Source organism: Lacticaseibacillus mingshuiensis (genome assembly GCF_016861785.1).
In the GTDB taxonomy this organism is placed as follows: domain Bacteria; phylum Bacillota; class Bacilli; order Lactobacillales; family Lactobacillaceae; genus Lacticaseibacillus; species Lacticaseibacillus mingshuiensis.
The window spans coordinates 20695-39258 of sequence record NZ_BOLS01000012.1 but is presented as its reverse complement, the minus strand read 5'-3'; the positions used below and the strand labels follow the sequence as shown (position 1 = coordinate 39258).

Sequence of the window (18564 nt, the reverse complement as noted above, 5' to 3'; positions counted from 1 at the left end):
CGCTCCTTTCGCAGGATCATTCAGTGTGGTGCTGTGACTTATCGTCGGGGTTGGCGGGGTCGACAGATGCTTGGGCAGTTGCGTCTGCTTCCGCCTTTGCGTCGGCCGCTGTCTTTGCCTCTTCTTCAGCTTTTTCCTGTTCTTCGGCGATGCGCTTCTTTTGCTTTTCTATGCCTCGTTTGCGGTAGCGGCGAATGAGCCACCAGATCAGCAGGAGCAAGATCAGGATGAACAGGGTCAGGTACCAAATGTGTTCAAGGCTCCAGCGGTCACGGGTGGTCGTGACCACTTTTTTCGCCGACTTGATCGGAATGCGTTTGCCATAGACGATCAAGCGGTGGGAGTTGATGAACAGTGGGGTGCAGGTCATGAGGGCGACCAGGTCTTTGCCAGGCTGGACGTAAAACGACTGGACGGCGGCCTTACCCGATGGCGCGACGACTTTGTGGCCGGTTACCTGATAGGCGCGATTACGGCCGAATGCGTTGACATAGAACACGTCGCCTTTTTTCAGGTAGCGAATGTTGTCAAAGAAGATCTTATTGGCGAGGCCGGAATGCCCGGTGATCGCGGCCAGCGTGTTTTTCCCGCCGGTGGGCAAGCTCGTCCACGGCATGGTGCCCAGCGCGCGGTTGAGCACCCAGTCGGAGTCGCCAAAATAGATCAGCATGTTCTTGATGTGGATGCTGGGAATGTTGATATACCCGATCGGCGACTTCAGGTCCGGCTGGATCTGCGTGATGTCGATGTTCTCGTGGGACTTATTGTGCTGCTTGGCGTCGATCATGGCGTTGTAGCGGTTGATCAGGTCCAGCGTTTTGTCGGTCGGCGGAATGTACGCTTCCTCGTATTCGCGCATCTTCGGCTGGCGCTGGAGCGTTTCTCGCCAGTTGAACAACAGCGGCAGCAGCAGCAGGAACACCCCAAGCAGAAGCGTCAGGGTGAAAAAGGCATAGTAGACGCGGTGATGCTTGACCTTGCGCGGCGGCTGGGCGGTTGGCTGCGTCTCAGTTGGGTTCGCCGGTGTTGACGGGGCGGCGGCGTTCGTTGGCGTTTCAGTGTCCGTCGGTGTCGCCGGGTTCGCCTGGTCGTGGTTCTCCGGGTTCGCCTGGTTGGTGCGTTCCGAGTTCGGCTGGTTGGCCGGCGTCTCGCTCGCCTGCTTCGCGGGCTGCTTGTTCTTGCGCTGCTTTTTCGGCATTGGCCTTTTCCTTCTCCTTTCGCCGCTGGTGCTGTTTGATCAGGAACCAGATCAGTATCAGCAATAATAGTAAGATCACGATCAAGATCCAGAGGCGCTCGATGCCCCAGCCATCGCGGGTGGTGACGGTATGGCTCGCCGCTGTCTTCAGCGAGACGCGCTTGCCGTAGACCATCAACCGATGCGTATTGATAAACAAGGGCGTGCACGTCAACAAAACGGCAATGTCCTTGTGCGGCTGCACATAGGTCGCCTTGATGGCTGATTTTGCATTGGGATCGACCACCTTTTGCTGGTAGACTTGGTAGGCTTTTTCCTGCCCGAAGCTGGTGACGTAGAAGATGTCGCCATTTTTCAGGTAGCGAATGTTGTCAAAGACGATGCGGTTTGCGAGGCCCGAGTGCCCGGTGATGACGGTGAGCGTGTTGGTGCCGCTTGGCAGAGAGGTGCCGGGCATCGTGCCGATCGCACGGTCGAGCACCCAATCTGAGTCGCCGAAGTACATCGTCTGGCCGGCAATGTGAATGGCGGGAATCCGCACGAAGCCAATGGGGTCATGCAGGTCCGGCTGAATGTCGGTGATCTTTACTTTTCGCTTCGGCGGCTGGCCTTGTTGAAAAGCGGCGATCATGGCATTGTACGCCTCGATGTCTTTTGTCTGCTTGGAGGTCGGCGACTTGGCGTTTTTTTCATAGACCACGGTCGCTTGTTTGCTTTGGTAGTCATGATAGACGTCAAAACCAAACGGCAGCAATAGCAAGATCAGCCCCAGCGCAAACAGGAAGCCGAAAAACAGGTAGAATGTTCGATCTGACCAATGGCGCATCGTCCTCACCTCCTGGATACCACATTTTACCCGGTACATATTATTCCGGGAAAGAACAAGAGCCCCGAGCCCGGCTCGAAGCTCTTATTCAAAATACGTGTGTTTAGGCGTTCTTTTCGTCCTTGCGACGCTTGATGTAGATCATCGAGCCAGAGCCAACGATCAGCACAGACGCGGTGACAAGGATCAACAGACGTGCATCGGAACCGGTCATAGGCAAGTTTGGAAGCAGGTTGTCGCTATCCTTGATAGTCGCATCGAGGGTGGTATCGGCTTGCGCGGTGACTTCATGAACAGTCCCGTCAACGTTGTAGCCGGCTGGTGCGTCAGTTTCAACGAGGTAGTACTTCTGGGTCTTGGTCGTCGGATCAACAAGCAAGCCAGTAAATTCAAGTGTACCATCAGCCTTAGTGGTACCGGAGATAACATTGCCATCGTTATCTGTGATCCATTTACCATCCTTGGCATCCTGCTCGCTCGCTGCAAGCTTGAAGGTCGCGTTAGCCAGCGGTGTTGCGTCAGAGGTATCGTCCGTCTTCAGGATATCAACGTTCCCATAAACAACCTCTGGGTTATCACCAGGGTCATCTGGGTCTGGGGTGTCAGGCTTGTTCGGGTCCTTTGGGTCTGTTGGGTTCCCTGGGTCAGAAGGATTGGTTGGATCGCCAGGCGTTGTGGATTCATGCGTCGGCGTACCGCCAGTCGACGGGGTGTAGAACGAGTCGAACGTGTTGACGATGGAAGCGTCAGAGGTCACATCCTGAATCGTGGTTGTCAACTGGACAACAATATTCTTGGAGCCAGCGGCCTTCTTCATCCCACTCTTAGTCAGGGAAATCATCACAACATCATAACCAGTCACATCAGAGGAGTGGGAAACCGTATAGTCGTCGTCAGTCTCCACAAGATCTGTCGCAGTCCCGTCTTCAGCGATTGCCTTCACACTATCAACCGACTTGAAAGCAAGAGTTTTGCTATTGATAGGATCGGAAATGGTCAGGTCCTTCGCGTAGATAGCATCCGAGTCATCCTCTTCGCTGCCGGCGGTATAGATATCCTTTGGCGTATCGACCTGCAAATTCCAAGAAACATCACTACCAACTTTGACAGATTCAGCCTTGGATGAATCTGGGAAGGTCTTGTTCGGGTTCAGAGTGATATTTTCCGTATCGTTCTTTGGATACACGTTAACATCGTAGGCCAACGTTGCATCCCCGCCAGATACGCCGGCGATGGTCAGTGGGACGTGGACGATGAATGGATCGGTTGGAGTCGCAACGGCTGCAGAAGCCACTTCAGTTACCAGATAGTAACCATCAGCGCTTGTGCCAGTGCCAAGATCTGCAACAGTTGTCCCATCATCATCAGTGGCAGCGGTGGTCGTTGCGTCGCCGTCTGTCGTGTAAGTCGTCGCATCAGCGGCGCTCATGTTCTTTGCACCATTCACTGGAGTCACTTTTTGAACGGTGAACTTGATCCCAGACAGCGGCTTGTGAACAGTCGTATCAATCGAATCGGCATCCGCAGTTGTCCCAGTCGCAGCAGTCGTAGGCGTTGTGCCGGAATACTTATGAATGGTGATACTACGAGTAGACGTGTCATCTGAAACTAATGAACTGCCTGCCGCGATCGTGCTTTGGCCGTTATTGACCAAGGTCACTGCGGTTGTGGTGAGCGCACCCAAGGCCAGGCCGCATACGCCAATTGTATAAAGTAAACGTACAGATTTTTTCATTATCATTCCTCCGAAGATCGCGTCTAGCACGCGGTCAAGATACGCAGGTCAGACCTGCGCTCCACAGCTCAGTTGCCGGCCGAATGGGCACGGCGCTTTTTGAACAATTGCAAAAGGACAAATGATCCGGCCATCACACCGGCCGCAAGAACCAAGAGGCTGTACCCCACAGCGGGTATGATACCACTGGTCTGCATGATCTTTTTGTCTTTGACCTTACCGACGATGGTGCCGCCAAGCGTCTGCTTCTTGGTGCCACCTTCAGACGGAGCGACCAGCCCGGACTTGGGGGTATAAACAAAGTCACTGATGAGCTGGCCAGCCATTTTATAAGGAAGAGAAAAAACGATCGGCGCTGCGGGCTGCGGGACGCCTGGGCCCTTTAACTCCGCGAGCAGGTAATCGCCGGTGGTCAGCTCAGGCCCGCTGATAGTCGAGGTGCCTTGCTGGTCGGTGACTAAGATCTGATCCAATGCATCCGTCCCGCCAACCACTTGATAGGACGATGCATCTGCTGGATCGATCTTTTGTTTGGAAGAAAGGGCCTGCACCTTCACAAGGTGGTATCGCGTGCCGGCCAGTGGCACCGTTGTCTGGGCGGTGCCGGCTTCGCTTTTTGCGGATACCTGTTTTTGAATGGTGATGCTCGGCGCATTTGTTGCCGCCTGCGCCGTGGACCCTTGCGACCAACTGATGGCCAGAAGAAATGTCACGACTGTTAACGCGAAAACGCGCAACCGGTTAGTCAACATCTCTCACCACCTTATGTTTGCTGCGATGTAATTGGCTTGTTGTGTCCGACTTCATCACCTTCCTTGCGACTGAAACCAAGCTCGTGAAAGCTGGTCAATACGTCTTGAACTTGATCACAGTGACATCTTATGGAATTTGCTAAGCCCGGAAACAATGTGATACACATCTGATACAGAGAATTTTTAAAATCCCGTGCGGCCCCGGGTTCTAATGGGTCATTTCAGTGTTCTGATTGACGGCAGGTGGTAAAGCGGTCCGCGTGCGATCTGGAAAATAGCGTGCTTCCGCTTCCCGGCGTGCGGCCACCGCCTCATTGAGCGGTGGAAACGCTGGTTCAAAACAATGCGCCCGCGCACCATCAAGCGCGCGTTCCAAGTCTGACTGGCCTGATCAAAACTGACGCCGACCACCCCACTGCGGTTTGTCACGCGAATATTCAGCGACGCCGAAACGTTGGTCCCATTCGCAACGCCCAGCTGTGCGGCGCACCCGGCGTGTTCCCGCAGCACCGGTGTCGTCAACATCACTTCCCGCGAACGTTCGCGGCGCAAACACCCACAACTTTGCGTGGTGCCCCTGCGCAAGCGATAACTGTCCACGTCAAGCGTGTTCCCGCAATCACATTGACAATGCCACATCGCATTCCCATTTCCGGCGTGGCCGACCCAACTCACCACGACCAGCCGCCCGAAACGCTTACCCGTTAAGTCGATTCGTCTGGTCATCCTAGATTCCCCCTTTCGATAACGTCATCATAGAGGGATTCGGCCGGCGATAACCAAAAGCGTACGCATCTGATACATAATTCTTTTAATTTGCGGGTTGTTTTTCTATTGTCATCAACGTCGCATATCTGCTACACTAGCCAAAACTGAGCGATTATATTGATACAATCCGGTTTGGTAAGGTGTGCTCAGTGTTTGTTTGCATCAGCTACAAAAAAGAGGCACACTAATAACAACAGGGCACGTTTTTCTGTGGGGAGAGTAGCGCGTCTGGTGGTGAGGAGGGACCCATTATGGGTTATATTGGACCGACGATCAGAGACATTCGCACGAACAAAGGTCTCAGCGCGAAATACATGTACAACGACATCATGTCGCGCGTGAACTATTCGCGTTTTGAAAGTGGTAAGATCGATACCTCTGCCGAGAACCTGATGGAGATGCTCAAACGGATCAATTTAATGATGTTTGAGTTCGCCAATTTGTCTGGTCGTGACACGGCTGCGGCGGTGGCCGAAACGGACCGCATGACCCAGCTCGTCGCTGAAGGACATGCGACTAAGAACCCTGAGAATTTTCGCGAGGCCAGCCGCATTGTGTACAAGAGCTGGCAAGAGGAAGGCTATGTCGCCGATCACGACATGTATCTGACGATGAAGGTGTACGCGGACTTCTACGCACATCATGGACAGGTGATCGATGCGATGCCGGAGCTGCGCGACCTGCTCAATTATCTGGATAAAACAGAGACGTGGTATTCCTACGAGCAGATGATGTTGTACAACCTCTTGCCAATTTTGTCCGTGGACGAACTCTTGATTCTCCTACCGCTATATCTTCAGCGCATCAACAAGGTCAGTCAGATGGATGCCAACATGGCCACGATCGGCGAGATCTTCGTGCAGGCTTTCCAGGTCGCGATCAATCACCGCGATTACGGCGTGTTCAAGAAGCTATTGGGCATGTTCAACGAGACCCACATCCAGGAGCGCTACATGGCGCCTCATTTCTATCGCCGTTTGTACAATGACTACGCAAATTACTACGACAAAAAAGACAACGCGTGCCTGAGCGAGGTGGAGTCGATGCTGGCGACGGTGCGGAAGCTGGATTTTCCTTCCTATTATCCGCAACTTGCCAATACCGCTTTGTCGCTGCATGTTTGGCTGGCGGATGACGCACCTAGCCTCAAAGATGTCGAAACAAACGGCTAGTGTTGCCTAATCCACTGACATAACCATAAACAGGTCTAAAACTTCGAGTGCTGATCGCACACGGAGCTTTAGACCTGTTTTGTCTACTCAGCACATTTTATATGAGGGTGCTACATTGTGATTTGACTTATTCACCAATTGTCGGCGAAATGTCTGCTCGAATCAAAACAGCTCCTCCCGAAAGAGGACCTGCACAATAATCGCTGAGAGAAGTAATTCCGATCAATCCCGTTTCCGCCGCACGCTGAAGATCAGGCCAATCAGCCCAGCCAACAGGGTGAACCCGCCGACGATCGACAGAATCAGGCCGCTTGAACTGCCGGCCGCCGGGAATTGCGAGACCCATTTTTCCAGCTTGATCAGGACATTGTCTGTATCGGTGTTGGTGATCGTGATGGCTTTTTGCTTGGCGTCATTTGGATCCGCAAAGTCATAGCCCAGTGGCAGTTGCGGCGTGTAGGTCAGGGTGTCACCGATGTTGCCGGTGAGCGTCACGCTGTCTCCGACTTGGTCATTATTTTCATCTTGATACGTGATGATCGCACTGGCCTGCCGGGAATAGAGGACATAGGTCGCGGCGTTGCGCCCGGTGTACGTCGAGGTGACGGTGTTGCCTTGGATGGTGGTCAGGTCGGTCAATCCTTGGGGCGCATCGAGGGTGCCGCCATCCACGGAGACCCAGGAACGGGTGGTCGTGGCGTTTGGAATGTCCGGCGTGATATTGAAATGCGGGCCAAAGGTGATCTGGCGCAGCGCATCCATGTCCTCGAACATGCTGGTAAAATTCGTGACCTTGCTGGTGTCCCAGTTGGAGAAATCCAGGACTTCAAGATTAACGGCCTGGGTGAACATATTTTGCGTGGTGGTCAAATTGGTCGTGTTCCACTTCGCGAGGCTGCCGATATTGCGCAATTGGGTCACTTGGAACATTGCCAACATGGTCGTGACGTTGTGCGTGTCCCAGTTGTCGAGGTCACCGATGTCAGTCAACGCTGCCGTTTCGTCAAACATGAAGGACATATCGGTCGCCTTGCTGGTATCCCAGCCTGACAGATTCCCAATATCGTTCAGGGTCGAGGTTTGGGCAAACAGATAGTCCATCGCCGTGACGTTTCCGGTATTCCAGTCATCCAGGTGGCCAGGCGTCTTGAGCGCGGTGAAGGCGAACATGTGCGACATGGTGGTCACTTGGCTGGTGTCCCAGTTGCCGAGGTCCCCCACCGAATTCAGTTTCATCGTGTTGTAAAACATGAACGACATGTCGATCACGTTGCCAGTCTGCCAGCCGCTCAGATCACCGGGATTCTGGACGGCGCAAGCGCTGAACATGCCGTCCATCGCCTTTGCTGCGGCGGTGTCCCATTGCGAGAGATCGCCGAGGTTGCTCAGGGCTGTGGTTCTGGCGAACATGGAACTGAACCAGTTGACGTTTTGGACGTCCCAATCATCGAGGCCCGTGACCGTCTTCAATTTTGAATCAAGCTGGAACATGGCGGTCAGATCCTGCACCTGCGAGGCATCCACATTGGCAAGTCCTTTGACCTGCGTGAGGCGCTGATAATTCCCCGCATTTTTCCCAGCCGCATCTGTGCCAAACAGGAACCGGCAATTGGCTGGCAAGATCACGTGGCCATCGATCGAGATCTGGGTGATGGCATTACTGTAGATGCGCCACGGCGATTCGCCTATGGAATTAGCGCCGGTGCCTGGCCCGATGTGGAGCACGTTGCTGGTATCGATGTACCAGCGGCAGGTGCCCCAGATGCCCTTTGCCACCACGTTGGTCACCTGCACGTTGACGTTATCGGTCGAATCCGTGGTGATCGTCGTGCTCGGCAAATTGGTCAGGCTGAATGGGTCGTCCGTGCGAATGTACCCAGCAAGCGGCCCACTGCCTTTGACGCCACCCGCCGTGTTGATGTTCTCCTGATCGTAGAACATGTCGGTCGGCGCGATCAAGGCCCCGGGCTTGCCCATATATTTGATCTTATAGACAGGCGTTTGAGCCCCACGATTATTGACGGTGTAAAACGTGTACAGCGCGACTTGCATCGGCCAGGCCGGCACGGTTGTCCCCTGGCCGTTCGCTGCGTTGGTGAATGTGTAGACAAATGTGGCCGGGAGATAATCGGCATCCCCGAGCTCATTGGGATAGTGCACTGTCACGGAGGACCCGGCTTTGCCTGTGATGATCACGGTCTGGCTCGAGCCAGTGAGCTGATCGACAAAATTGATCGTCGCGCTCATTTCCGCCTGGGTCGTATAATTCGGATCGAGCATCACGGGAATGGTGACGGTGGTGTCGCTGCCATCCGCCGGCGCCACCGCAGTCGCAACGGTGCCAGAACCGCTCGCTAACATATAGCGAATCGGTACCGCCGAGGAAACTGTCGCGCCGGGCTTGCCACTGATCGTATCGGTCCCAACGACCGTCCCCGCCGTGGTCACGTAATTGAAGGTTACCTTACCGCGCGAGTCGATTACCTTCGTCGTGACATTGACGCTTTCGGCGAGCATCAGTACATCCACCGTATTTGCCCCCGCCGTCAGGGTGTACGCGACACTGTAATCCCCATTTTCCGTCGTGTACCCATCCGGTAGCCAGCTCGTCACACTGGCCCCAATTGGCCCGGAATAACTCTTGGTCGCGATGATGCGCGGGTCATCGTATGGATCGGACTGATACTGGAACCGCACACGCAACGTCACCCGGTCAGCCGGATCAGCCGCATGCACCACTTGCGGGGAAAATGCTGTCGGCGCCATTCCCACATAGGTGACGCCAAGGGTCAGTGCGGCCGCGGATAATAGCACGATCTGAGGACACCGCTGAGGACGCCCACGTGTTTTTCGAAAAGAATTCGTTAAAGTCTGCCACATAACATTACTCCTCCATGTTGATCAGGGTGCGAAGGCACGCGGGATGCTCGAGCAGATAGGGTAGCCTAGTGCTTGGTGGCGCACTTGGCCACCGAGCGCTGGGCGTACCTATATGCCTCGAGCATGCGGGCCGAAGCCCAACTTCAGGGTGCGAAGGCACGCGGGATGGTGGAACAGCTAGGTTGGCTCAAGCGCTTGAGGGTGGTCTTAGCCCTCGAGTGCTTGAGACACCTAGATGTTTCCACCATGCGGACCGAAGCCCAACTTCAGGGTGCGAAGCGGGGCGTTTAGGGGTAAGCAGCTAACTTGGGCCTGGCGCTTGGGGCCGCCCTTAGCCCCGAGTGACGGGACCAGTTAGATGCCTCACCCCTGCCCCGCGCAGCCCAACTTCAGGGTGCGGAGGCACGCGGGATGGTGGAATCTCCTTACTGGCGCAGGCCTGATCCATACGTGGCCACGAAGCAGACTCGCGCCACAGATTCGATACCCGATCTCCAGTATGCCCGCGATCACCGGCCACACACTTAGCTGTATCAAAACTGTTTCAATTTTGAGCGAAAAATCGGCGCAATCATGCGTCATGACGGGGTTTCTCATGTGAAAGGCGCGAATGACTTGGCCCACGAGACGCAAAAACCGCCGACCCATTTTCGAGTCAGCGGCTTCAATCAACTATTCAATTTAGTGTTCGCGTTTCCGGCGGCTGAAGAGCAAGAGGCCCACTGCTCCGGCCAATAGCGCGACCGCCCCAGCTACCTGCAGGACCAGCCCACTGGCGCTCCCTGCTTGTGGGAATTCGGAGTGCCATTTTTCCACTTTGATGATCACGTTGTCATCCGAGCCTGTGGAAATCGTGATGGTCTTTGGATCCGCGTCGCCTGGATTCGCGTAGTCGTAGCCACCTGGCAATTGCGGTGTGTAGGTCACGTTGGCGCCGATGTTGCCTGAGACCGTGACCGGATCGCCGACCGGATCGCCATTTTCATCCACATAGGTGATGGTCGCGGTGGCTGTCGCACCTTGATAGGTGTAGTCGATCTCGGTGTCCTGGGTCGTGTCCGGATCGACGGTGACTTGCTTCGCCGCGCTCGAGCCATCGGAGCCCACGACCTGATAGCCCTCAATGGCATCTGGCGTGTAGGCCTCCCAGATGCCGACCGGCTGGCCATCATCCCCAGTGATCGACGGGTCGCCATCCTCTAGCTGCCATGAACCAGTTGCGCTTGCGTCGAGTGCCCCAGTCACCATATCGTAAGAGACGGTGCGGTTATACGTGACGCTTTGGTTGATCGTCGTTACCGTATTGTCAGGCTTGGTGACGGTGATCTTGCGGGTGAAGGTTTTAGATTGCTGATCAGTCCTATGTTTGTGAGTCAGATGGACGGTGAAATCATCCGTATCATCGGGCGTCACCGCCACGGTCCCGGTCGCACTTTCGCCAGTCGCCAGTTCGTAGTTCTCTGGGACATCCAAGGTATAGGCCACATCCGTCCCTCGGTCCCCAACAATGTCCTGGGTGCTGACTACTTTCTGGCTGTCATCATCGTCCACAAAGGTCACCGTCGCGGTATCCTGAGGGGCGGCCAAGACATAAGTGCCGGGAATACCGGTATAGACGGCACTGGTATACATTGACTTAAACCATTTTGAATTTGATAAATTGGTGAGCCCCTCCGGATGATCCACCGTACCATTATCAACGGATAACCAGTATTTTTTTCTAAGACTGTATTGTCGGACCCGTCTGTGGTGGGATTGGGCAAATATGGCACAAGAGTAAAATTAGGGCCAAAGGTGACTTGTTGCAGGCCGGAAGCAATCGACGAAGTCAGTGGGCTTGTATCTGGCGTGAAGAAATTAAATGACGAGCCAGTCGGACTTGTTGGCGCGCTCACGCTCCTCGTATCCCAGCCGCTCAGATCCAGCACAGTCAGGTTGGGCATACCTGAAAACATGGCACTCATAACAGTGACATGAGAGACATCCCAGTGAGAGATATCCCCAAGGCTGGCCACACTGGTTCCACCAAACATGGCCGTCATGTTTGTGACACTACTTGTGTTCCAACTTCCGAGATCGCCAAGCGAACCTATTCTGGTCATTGAGCCGAACGCCGTATTCATGTTCGTGACCTTACTGACATCCCAGCCGGAGAGATCACCAATATCTGTCAATTTATTAGCAATGTTGAACATACCAGACATCGTGGTGACATTGCCTACTTGCCAGTTGGTCAACTTACCGATGTTGGTGAGTGACTGGGCATAGGAAAACAAATTAGTCATGTCCGTGACATGGCTGGTATCCCAATTATCAAGACTTCCTAGATCCGAGGCGTAGCAGTGATCGAACATGGAATTTAGACTTGTTGCACTGCCCGTCTGCCAGTCTGACAGATCCATCTCAAATGGGGTAAGAATCGAACCGGTATCCGCGAACATGTTTGCGAACGTTGTTACATGACTGGTATTCCACTCGCTCAGATCATCAATGGACGTAAGCTTAAGATCGAACTTAAAGGTGCCAACAAAACTAGTCGTCTGTGACGTATCAACATTGGCTAATCCTGTTATCGTGGTCAGTTGGGCCCAATTTGGGTTACTATAAAGCGACCCAAAAAGATAATCGGCGATAGCAGGAAAAGTGACTTTCCCATCGATTGAGATTTTAGTGACTGTCGCCATGTATGGCGTCCATGGTGAAACAGCCGCACTGGTATCCGTCCCAGTCCCTGGCCCAATGTGCAGGACGTTATCGGTATCGATGTACCAATGGCAGGTGCCCCAGATACCTTTTGCAACAACTTTCTGCAGCTGAAGCACCTGATTGTCACTGGTATCCGCAGTGATGGTCATCGCCGGCAACGGATTTTCGCCAAATGGGTCGTCGGCAAGGACATACGAAGCCAGGTCTCCCGAGCCCAAGGCCCCCGCGGCGGTGTTGATGTTAGCCGCGGAATAGGTATCATTGGCGGCATCGGAGATCACGGTCCCTGGCTGACCTGAAACTGCGACATCCTGAACCAAAGATGAGGTGTCGGTTGAGGGATCTGTGTATGTCAGTGAATAATGGCCATCCGAGTCCGCATCGGCGGCACGGACAGTCTGAACGTTCGTGCCGCTTATTGGTGTTTGCGCGACCACGCCAGCCGTTGTCCCGATAGCCAATAATGCGACCACGGTGACCCACTTATGCGTTTGCTCGTCGAAGCGTTTTTTCTTGTAATTACGTTTTTGATCACAGCGGTATTGCCCTTGCGTCACTGCACTCACCCTTTCATCACGCGCCTGACCGACCGGCCAAAGCGCGTGTGCCCGCGGCTCTTACGAAATTCGCGAAAACCCAACGATTCCCGTCATTTCCTTTTATGTTGATAATAGCCTCTCGGGATTTCGAGCGTGCTTCGTGTAACACATCTGATACTGGAAAAAGATAGGTGGTGAACTGAAACGTGGTCAGATGCCTGGACGAGGCGCATCGGGCGTTAAAGTGGGGCGTCGCGTTCTGTAGATTGGCGTGCGGACTTTACCGCACCAGTAGCCGCACCAACAACGCGCCAAGCGCCACCTGCATCACCAGGGTCCCGCCGCCAAACAAGGCGATGCGCTTCCCCTCTTTGAGAAAGGCGCGCAGGTCCAGACGCAGGCCGATCGCTGCAAGGGCCGTGGTTTCGAGCCAGCCTGAGAGCCAATGGGCATCGGCCGCGACGAATTTTGGCAATTGGATGACGCTTCCCAGCAGGCAAAAAGCGGCAAAACCCAGGACATACCAGGGAATCAGGAACTGTTTTGGCCGCGCGGCGGCCGCGGTGGGCTGGGATTGGTTTGGGCTTGGACAGAGTGGCCCGCGGGATGGCGTTTCTGCGGCGCGTGCCCGGGCCGACCAAAATAGCGTCAACCACTTTCCTTCTATTGAGAAGGAAGTTGGTTGACGCTATTTGTGTGCCCGCAGTTGCGGAGCGGGTCAGGTTACGCCTCGTCCATGTCGATCATGTCCACGGATTCCTCGAGGCTGTCGGCGATCTCGTTGTCATCGATGAAGGTCGCCCACTCTTTGGCGGATTTGTCGGCGCTGATCGAGCCGCTCAGCTGGTCGAACACGCTTTTCATAAACGTGGCCTGCGACTTATCGACGGCGCGGTCGAGTTGCGTCTGGTTCCAGCGCTTGGCCGGCTGCCGGCGCTTATTCTTCTCCACCTCATACGCCATCATCTTGGCGCGAAAGTTGCTGACCACCTTCGAGTTCTCATCCAAGTATGCTGTTAATTCGTCCACATCCATCGCTTTGCCCTCCGTTTCGTTTGTCGTTTCTATTGTCGAACATTTGTTCCCAAGTTGCAAGTGCTTTGTGTTGAAAAATTGGGCGGCGCTGTGGGCGGCTGGCGCGTGCCTATTTTTCCCAAGGCGGGCTGGGCCTCGTGGTCAGGTACGGTCATTTGGGGGCGGGCTGGGCTTTATCGTCGAGCACGGTCATTCGGTCGGCGGGTCAGGCTTATTCTGCGATTTGCACGGCTCAGCCTGTGCCTTCTTTGCGCATGCGCTTGCGGTATTCAAGCGGCGAGGTCTGCATTTCCCGTTTAAATTCGTGGTGGAAGGTCTTGACGCTGCCAAAGCCGCACCGCTCGGCGATGTCGGGCATGGGGTCATCGCTTTCGGTGAGTTCAAAGCAGGCTTTCATCACACGGTAATTGAGGAGAAAGCGGCCGAATGTCGAGCCGGTGTTGCGTTTAAAGAACCGCGCGAAGTACTGGGGGTTAAAGCCGACGAGCCCAGCGATGGCAGGCAGGCTGATGGGCTCAAAGTAATGGTCATTGATGTAGTCGTAGATCAAGTTGAGCTGGCGGGTGACGGTCTGGGCGCGGAGGATGTTGGGGTCGGCGCTGTGGGCGGGCACATCTTTGAGTTCGGGCAGGCGGTGGACGAAGCAGTCCAGGAGCAGGTAGAGGTTGCCGATGATGGTGGCGCGCAGTCCCCCATCCCCTGCGGCCTGGCGCAGCGCGGCGAGGATTCGGGTGACTTCGGCGGCGACGGGCTTGGGCCAGTCCTGGGAGCACGGCGGCCGGTGCAGCATGGTCTCGTTGATGCCAGACAGCGATGTCTGCATCAACTGCACATCAAAGATCGCAATATCGAACTGAAAGACGTTGCGCAAGGAATTCGGGCTCGGCAGAAAATAATGCGGCTGGCCCCCGGCAAAAAAGAAGATGTCCCCTGCCTCAAGCGTGTACATGCGGTCCCCCACGCCGATGCGCGTCTGGTTCTGCACGGCCTGGATGATCTCGATCTCTTTGTGGCGATGGGGAAAAACAGGGCCGCCGCCATCGTTTTCAAAGTAGCGAAACGGAAGCGGTTCGGACCAGACGGGAATCTCGATGAAGGTGGACATTGGGGGAGCCTCCGGGATTGGGTTTGAAAGCAGTGGGGACTGAACGTTTATGTGGGTGCGACGCCATTTCAGAATAGTAGGGCTCCGCGCGGCAGGTCTGAGGCAGCTAACTGGGTCCGGCACTCGGGGCTTAGAGCGGCCCCAAGCACCAGACCCTGTTAGCTGCTCAGACCTGAACGCCGCGGGCCTCCGCACCCTGTCATTATTCGGCACAATTTTGTCTTGTTCCTGGGAAGAAAGCGCTTCATGTCATCATTATACTAAAGCCGACTCAAATAGAAAGCCGGTTTTTCGGCAAGGAGGATCTTTATGACTATCAAGATCGGCATCATTGGTTGCGGCGGAATCGCCAACGGGAAGCATTTGCCGGCTCTCAGCAAGCTTTCCGATGTGTCACTTGTCGCATTTTGTGACCTCATCCCGGAGCGCGCGGAGAAAGCGTGCCACGAGTATGGCGCACCGGGCGCGACCTGGGGGACGGATTATAAGGAACTGCTCAAGCAGGATCTCGATGTGGTGCATGTGTTGACGGAAAATGCCCAACATGCCCCACTCACGATCGCGGCGCTTGAGGCGGGCAAGGATGTGATGTGCGAAAAACCGATGGCGAAGACTTACGCGCAGGCGCAGGCGATGCTGGAGGCGGCGGAGCGCACGGGCCAGCTTTTGACGATTGGCTATCAGAACCGTTTTCGCAAGGATTCCCTTTATCTGCATGAGATCTGCGAGGAAGGCGCGCTGGGCGATATCTATTTTGCAAAGGCCCATGCCATTCGCCGGCGCGCGGTGCCGACGTGGGGCGTCTTTTTGAACCAGGAGGCACAAGGCGGCGGGCCGCTGATCGATATCGGCACACATGCGCTGGATCTGACGCTGTGGATGATGGCTAATTATGAGCCGGATTATGTCGTCGGCAAGACCTACCGCGAGCTCGGCGACAACCCGCATGCCGCCAACGCCTGGGGACCCTGGGATCCGGCGAAGTTCACGGTGGAAGATAGCGCGTTTGGTTATGTCGTGATGAAAAATGGCGCCAGCATTTTTCTTGAATCCAGCTGGGCGCTCAACACGCTGGATGTGCGCGAGGCCAAAACGACGCTGGCCGGCTCCAAGGGCGGCGCGGATATGAACCACGGCCTGACGATCAACGGCGAGGACCATCAGATGTTGTGGCAAAAAGACGTGGATCTGACGATCGGCGGGGTGGACTTTTTCGATGGTGCAGGCGATGATCCGGCGCTGACGGAGGCGCGGCAGTGGATCGATGCAGTGAAGAGCCGCAAGCAGCCGATCGTGCAGCCGGCGCAGGCGCTGGTGGTCACGCAGATTCTCGAGGGAATCTATCAGTCGTCCAGTACCCGCAAGCCAGTTTTCTTCTAGGAGGATAGATCATGATTCGTGTGACTGTATGGAACGAGTTTCGGCATGAAAAAAGTGAGCCCGCGGTGCGCGCCGTTTATCCGGAGGGCATTCACGGCCAGCTGGCGAGTTTTTTGGCGGCGCCGGATGTGCGCGTGCGCACCGCGACGTTGGATGAGCCGGATAACGGCCTGCCGCAAAGTGTTTTGGACGAGACGGATGTCCTGCTTTGGTGGGGACACATGGCGCATGGCGACGTTGAAGACGCCACGGTGGACCGGGTCTGGCAACGGGTCATGGACGGGATGGGGCTAATCGTCCTGCACTCTGGCCATTTTTCCAAGATCTTCAAGAAATTGATGGGCACGTCCTGCAACCTGAAGTGGCGCGAGGACGGGCATCACGCGCGGATCTGGAATGTGAAGCCGTCGCATCCGATCGCGGCGGGCATCGGCGATCATATCGAGCTTGAGCAAGAGGAAATGTACGGCGAGCAATTCGATGTGCCGACGCCGGACGACTTGATCTTCATCAGCTGGTTCCCGGGCGGCGAGGTCTTTCGCAGCGGGATGACGTATCATCGCGGCAACGGCAAGATCTTCTATTTCCAGCCGGGGCATGAGACGTATCGGAGTTATTACAATCCGGATGTGCAGCGCGTGATTCAAAACGCGGTGCGCTGGTGTGCGCCGGATCATCCCCGCGAGCGGCTGTTTGACCACTTCGAGGCCTTGGAGGATCTGTCAGATGCCAACCAGTAAACCGCTGCGGGCGGGCCTTCAGCTTTATAGCGTGGGCGAGGCGATGGCGGCCGATTCGCTGGGCACGCTCAAACAAGTCGGCGACATGGGGTATGACGGGGTCGAGTTTGCGGGCTATTTTGACCAGCCGGCGAGCACCCTCGCCCATCACGTCGCGTGCGATGGCATGGTCGTCGCAGGCAGTCACATCGGGCTGGAGAACTTTGAGGATCTTGAGTCGGTAATGGCTTATGAGACGAAACTCGGGAACCACAATGTGATCGTGCCTTGGATGAATTTTGCCTCGCTTGATGAATGGGCGGATGCGATGGCTCGGCTCGAGGCGCTGGCGCTGCGGCTGGCCGCGCATGATTTTTCCCTGATCTATCACAACCATGGGCACGAGTTCACGGCGTTTGCGGGCGTCGACTTGCTGGACGAGCTCACGCGCCGGGCGCCGCATGTGCAGCTGGAGGTCGACACTTACTGGCTCGCGTATGCGGGGAAAAATGTGCTGGCGTGGCTTGAGGCGCATGCGGACCGGGTGGCGATGTTGCACATCAAGGACATGGCCGGTGTCGGGGATGCGCGGGAAAGCGTGGTGCTTGGCACAGGCGACTTGCCATTAGAAGATTACGCCAAATTCGCGCAGGCGCATGGAATCGAGTGGCTGGTGGTCGAACAGGAGACCTTCAGCCAAATGTCGCCCATGGCCGCCGCGGCGCAAAATGCGTCTTATCTCAAGAAATTGATTGGGAGGTTGGAAGAATGAAACTCGGTGTATTTACGCCTGTATTCAACGCGTTGTCGTTTGACGAGATGCTGGACAAGGCGCAAAGTCTGGGGCTTGAGGCGATCGAGATCGGCGCAGGCGGCAATCCCGGCACGGCACATTTGAATCCGGAAGAATTGCTCGCGAGCTCGGACAAGCGGCGCGAGTATCTGGAGAAGGTGGCGGCGCATGGGCTGACGATCTCGGCGCTGTCCTGCCACAATAATCCAATTTCGCCGGTGCCGGCGGTTGCGGCTGAGGCGGACCGGACGCTGCACAACGCGATTCGGTTGGCGGAGCTGATGCACGTGCCAGTGGTCAACGAATTTTCCGGGGTGTCCGGCGGGAATGAAACGGATACTTCTATTAATTGGCCGACGATCGCGTGGCCCACTGAATACAGCGATAGTTATCAGTTCCAGTGGGAAAAACGGTTGGTGCCTTATTGGCGACGAATCAATGACGAGGCCGGGGCGGCTGGTGTCAAGATCGGCATCGAGCTACACGGCGGCTTTTTGTGCCACACGCCGTACACGATGTTGAAGTTGCGCGATGCGGCTGGCGAGAATATCGGCTGCAATCTGGATCCGAGTCATATGTGGTGGCAGGGCATCGATCCTGTTGCGGCGGTGAAGATTCTCGGTGAGGCCGGCGCGCTGGTGCATTTTCACGCAAAGGACACGTACCTGGATCAGGACAACATCAACCTGCACGGGCTGACGGACATGCAGCCATACGAGGCGATGAAGTCCCGCGCCTGGACGTTCCGAACGGTCGGCTATGGGCATGATATGAAGACGTGGTCCGACATGATGTCCGCCCTGCGTCTGTATGGGTATGACTATGTGGTGTCGATCGAGCACGAGGACCCGTTGATGTCGGTGGATGAAGGCCTGCATCAGGCGGTGAAAAATCTGAAGAGCGTCCTGATCAAGGAGACCCCCGGCGCCACCTGGTGGACGGGGGATACGATCTAG

At 55.6% G+C, this 18564-nt stretch carries 16 protein-coding genes; 5 read left to right on the top strand and 11 right to left on the bottom strand.

Annotation, left to right across the window (positions count from 1 at the left end):
* Positions 1-16: 16 nt before the first annotated feature.
* The 5 genes from JUE67_RS08510 to JUE67_RS08495 form a co-directional block, all read right to left on the bottom strand.
* The gene (locus tag JUE67_RS08510) at positions 17-931 is read right to left on the bottom strand and encodes a class C sortase (RefSeq protein WP_225877870.1); all 915 of its coding nucleotides are present in this window, start codon (positions 929-931) and stop codon (positions 17-19) included.
* Between the two features lie 124 nt (positions 932-1055).
* A complete protein-coding gene (locus JUE67_RS12700; protein ID WP_225877869.1) occupies positions 1056-2024 on the bottom strand; it encodes a class C sortase in 969 nt (322 codons plus the stop codon).
* 103 nt (positions 2025-2127) lie between these two features.
* Positions 2128-3759: a SpaH/EbpB family LPXTG-anchored major pilin gene (locus tag JUE67_RS08505; RefSeq protein ID WP_203626155.1), complete on the bottom strand. Its 1632-nt coding sequence runs from the start codon at positions 3757-3759 to the stop codon at positions 2128-2130.
* A 68-nt stretch (positions 3760-3827) separates the two neighbouring features.
* Positions 3828-4511: a hypothetical protein gene (locus JUE67_RS08500; protein WP_203626154.1), complete on the bottom strand. Its 684-nt coding sequence runs from the start codon at positions 4509-4511 to the stop codon at positions 3828-3830.
* A gap of 216 nt (positions 4512-4727) precedes the next feature.
* Positions 4728-5237, bottom strand: coding sequence for an alcohol dehydrogenase (locus tag JUE67_RS08495; protein ID WP_225877868.1), 510 nt, complete (start codon positions 5235-5237; stop codon positions 4728-4730).
* A gap of 293 nt (positions 5238-5530) precedes the next feature.
* Here JUE67_RS08495 and JUE67_RS08490 point away from each other — a divergent pair, with 293 nt between their 5' ends.
* Entirely contained in the window at positions 5531-6451 is a 921-nt protein-coding gene (locus tag JUE67_RS08490) for a helix-turn-helix domain-containing protein (protein ID WP_203626153.1), read from the top strand.
* A 222-nt stretch (positions 6452-6673) separates the two neighbouring features.
* On the opposite strand, the gene JUE67_RS08485 is transcribed toward JUE67_RS08490, so the two are convergent.
* From JUE67_RS08485 to JUE67_RS08460, 6 genes are all read right to left on the bottom strand, one after another.
* On the bottom strand, positions 6674-9331 hold the full coding sequence (locus tag JUE67_RS08485; RefSeq protein ID WP_203626152.1) for a BspA family leucine-rich repeat surface protein: 2658 nt from the start codon (positions 9329-9331) through the stop codon (positions 6674-6676).
* 681 nt (positions 9332-10012) lie between these two features.
* Positions 10013-10963 carry a mucin-binding protein gene (locus JUE67_RS08480; RefSeq protein ID WP_203626190.1) on the bottom strand — a complete coding sequence of 317 codons (951 nt, stop codon included), beginning with the start codon at positions 10961-10963 and terminating at the stop codon, positions 10013-10015.
* The gene (locus JUE67_RS08475) at positions 10888-12603 is read right to left on the bottom strand and encodes a BspA family leucine-rich repeat surface protein (protein ID WP_203637121.1); all 1716 of its coding nucleotides are present in this window, start codon (positions 12601-12603) and stop codon (positions 10888-10890) included. Before JUE67_RS08475 ends, JUE67_RS08480 begins: the two co-directional genes overlap by 76 nt.
* 253 nt (positions 12604-12856) lie before the next feature.
* Positions 12857-13228 carry a putative sulfate exporter family transporter gene (locus tag JUE67_RS08470; protein ID WP_203626150.1) on the bottom strand — a complete coding sequence of 124 codons (372 nt, stop codon included), beginning with the start codon at positions 13226-13228 and terminating at the stop codon, positions 12857-12859.
* A 71-nt stretch (positions 13229-13299) separates the two neighbouring features.
* Complete coding sequence (locus JUE67_RS08465; RefSeq protein WP_203626149.1) at positions 13300-13611, bottom strand: hypothetical protein; 312 nt, start codon at positions 13609-13611, stop codon at positions 13300-13302.
* A 232-nt stretch (positions 13612-13843) separates the two neighbouring features.
* On the bottom strand, positions 13844-14716 hold the full coding sequence (locus JUE67_RS08460) for an AraC family transcriptional regulator (protein ID WP_203626148.1): 873 nt from the start codon (positions 14714-14716) through the stop codon (positions 13844-13846).
* 309 nt (positions 14717-15025) lie between these two features.
* Between JUE67_RS08460 and JUE67_RS08455 the strand changes: the two genes are divergently transcribed.
* From JUE67_RS08455 to JUE67_RS08440, 4 genes are read left to right on the top strand one after another with little or no spacing between them, the layout of a single operon-like run.
* Positions 15026-16096, top strand: coding sequence for a Gfo/Idh/MocA family protein (locus JUE67_RS08455; RefSeq protein WP_203626147.1), 1071 nt, complete (start codon positions 15026-15028; stop codon positions 16094-16096).
* An 11-nt stretch (positions 16097-16107) separates the two neighbouring features.
* Complete coding sequence (locus JUE67_RS08450; protein WP_203626146.1) at positions 16108-16836, top strand: ThuA domain-containing protein; 729 nt, start codon at positions 16108-16110, stop codon at positions 16834-16836.
* Positions 16823-17587: a sugar phosphate isomerase/epimerase family protein gene (locus JUE67_RS08445; protein ID WP_203626145.1), complete on the top strand. Its 765-nt coding sequence runs from the start codon at positions 16823-16825 to the stop codon at positions 17585-17587. Before JUE67_RS08450 ends, JUE67_RS08445 begins: the two co-directional genes overlap by 14 nt.
* The gene (locus JUE67_RS08440; protein WP_203626144.1) at positions 17584-18564 is read left to right on the top strand and encodes a sugar phosphate isomerase/epimerase family protein; all 981 of its coding nucleotides are present in this window, start codon (positions 17584-17586) and stop codon (positions 18562-18564) included. The genes JUE67_RS08445 and JUE67_RS08440 overlap by 4 nt, the downstream gene beginning before the upstream one ends.

Bases quoted from the DNA above. Each gene is read 5' to 3' on its own strand.
- JUE67_RS08500 (WP_203626154.1), bottom strand. From the start codon at position 4,511: ATGTTGACTAACCGGTTGCGCGTTTTCGCGTTAACAGTCGTGACATTT.
- JUE67_RS08505 (WP_203626155.1), bottom strand. From the start codon at position 3,759: ATGAAAAAATCTGTACGTTTACTTTATACAATTGGCGTATGCGGCCTG.
- JUE67_RS08485 (WP_203626152.1), bottom strand. From the start codon at position 9,331: ATGTGGCAGACTTTAACGAATTCTTTTCGAAAAACACGTGGGCGTCCT.
- JUE67_RS08440 (WP_203626144.1), top strand. From the start codon at position 17,584: ATGAAACTCGGTGTATTTACGCCTGTATTCAACGCGTTGTCGTTTGAC.
- JUE67_RS08460 (WP_203626148.1), bottom strand. From the start codon at position 14,716: ATGTCCACCTTCATCGAGATTCCCGTCTGGTCCGAACCGCTTCCGTTT.
- JUE67_RS08465 (WP_203626149.1), bottom strand. From the start codon at position 13,611: ATGGATGTGGACGAATTAACAGCATACTTGGATGAGAACTCGAAGGTG.
- JUE67_RS12700 (WP_225877869.1), bottom strand. From the start codon at position 2,024: ATGCGCCATTGGTCAGATCGAACATTCTACCTGTTTTTCGGCTTCCTG.
- JUE67_RS08490 (WP_203626153.1), top strand. From the start codon at position 5,531: ATGGGTTATATTGGACCGACGATCAGAGACATTCGCACGAACAAAGGT.
- JUE67_RS08480 (WP_203626190.1), bottom strand. From the start codon at position 10,963: ATGTATACCAGTGCCGTCTATACCGGTATTCCCGGCACTTATGTCTTG.
- JUE67_RS08445 (WP_203626145.1), top strand. From the start codon at position 16,823: ATGCCAACCAGTAAACCGCTGCGGGCGGGCCTTCAGCTTTATAGCGTG.
- JUE67_RS08455 (WP_203626147.1), top strand. From the start codon at position 15,026: ATGACTATCAAGATCGGCATCATTGGTTGCGGCGGAATCGCCAACGGG.
- JUE67_RS08450 (WP_203626146.1), top strand. From the start codon at position 16,108: ATGATTCGTGTGACTGTATGGAACGAGTTTCGGCATGAAAAAAGTGAG.
- JUE67_RS08495 (WP_225877868.1), bottom strand. From the start codon at position 5,237: ATGACCAGACGAATCGACTTAACGGGTAAGCGTTTCGGGCGGCTGGTC.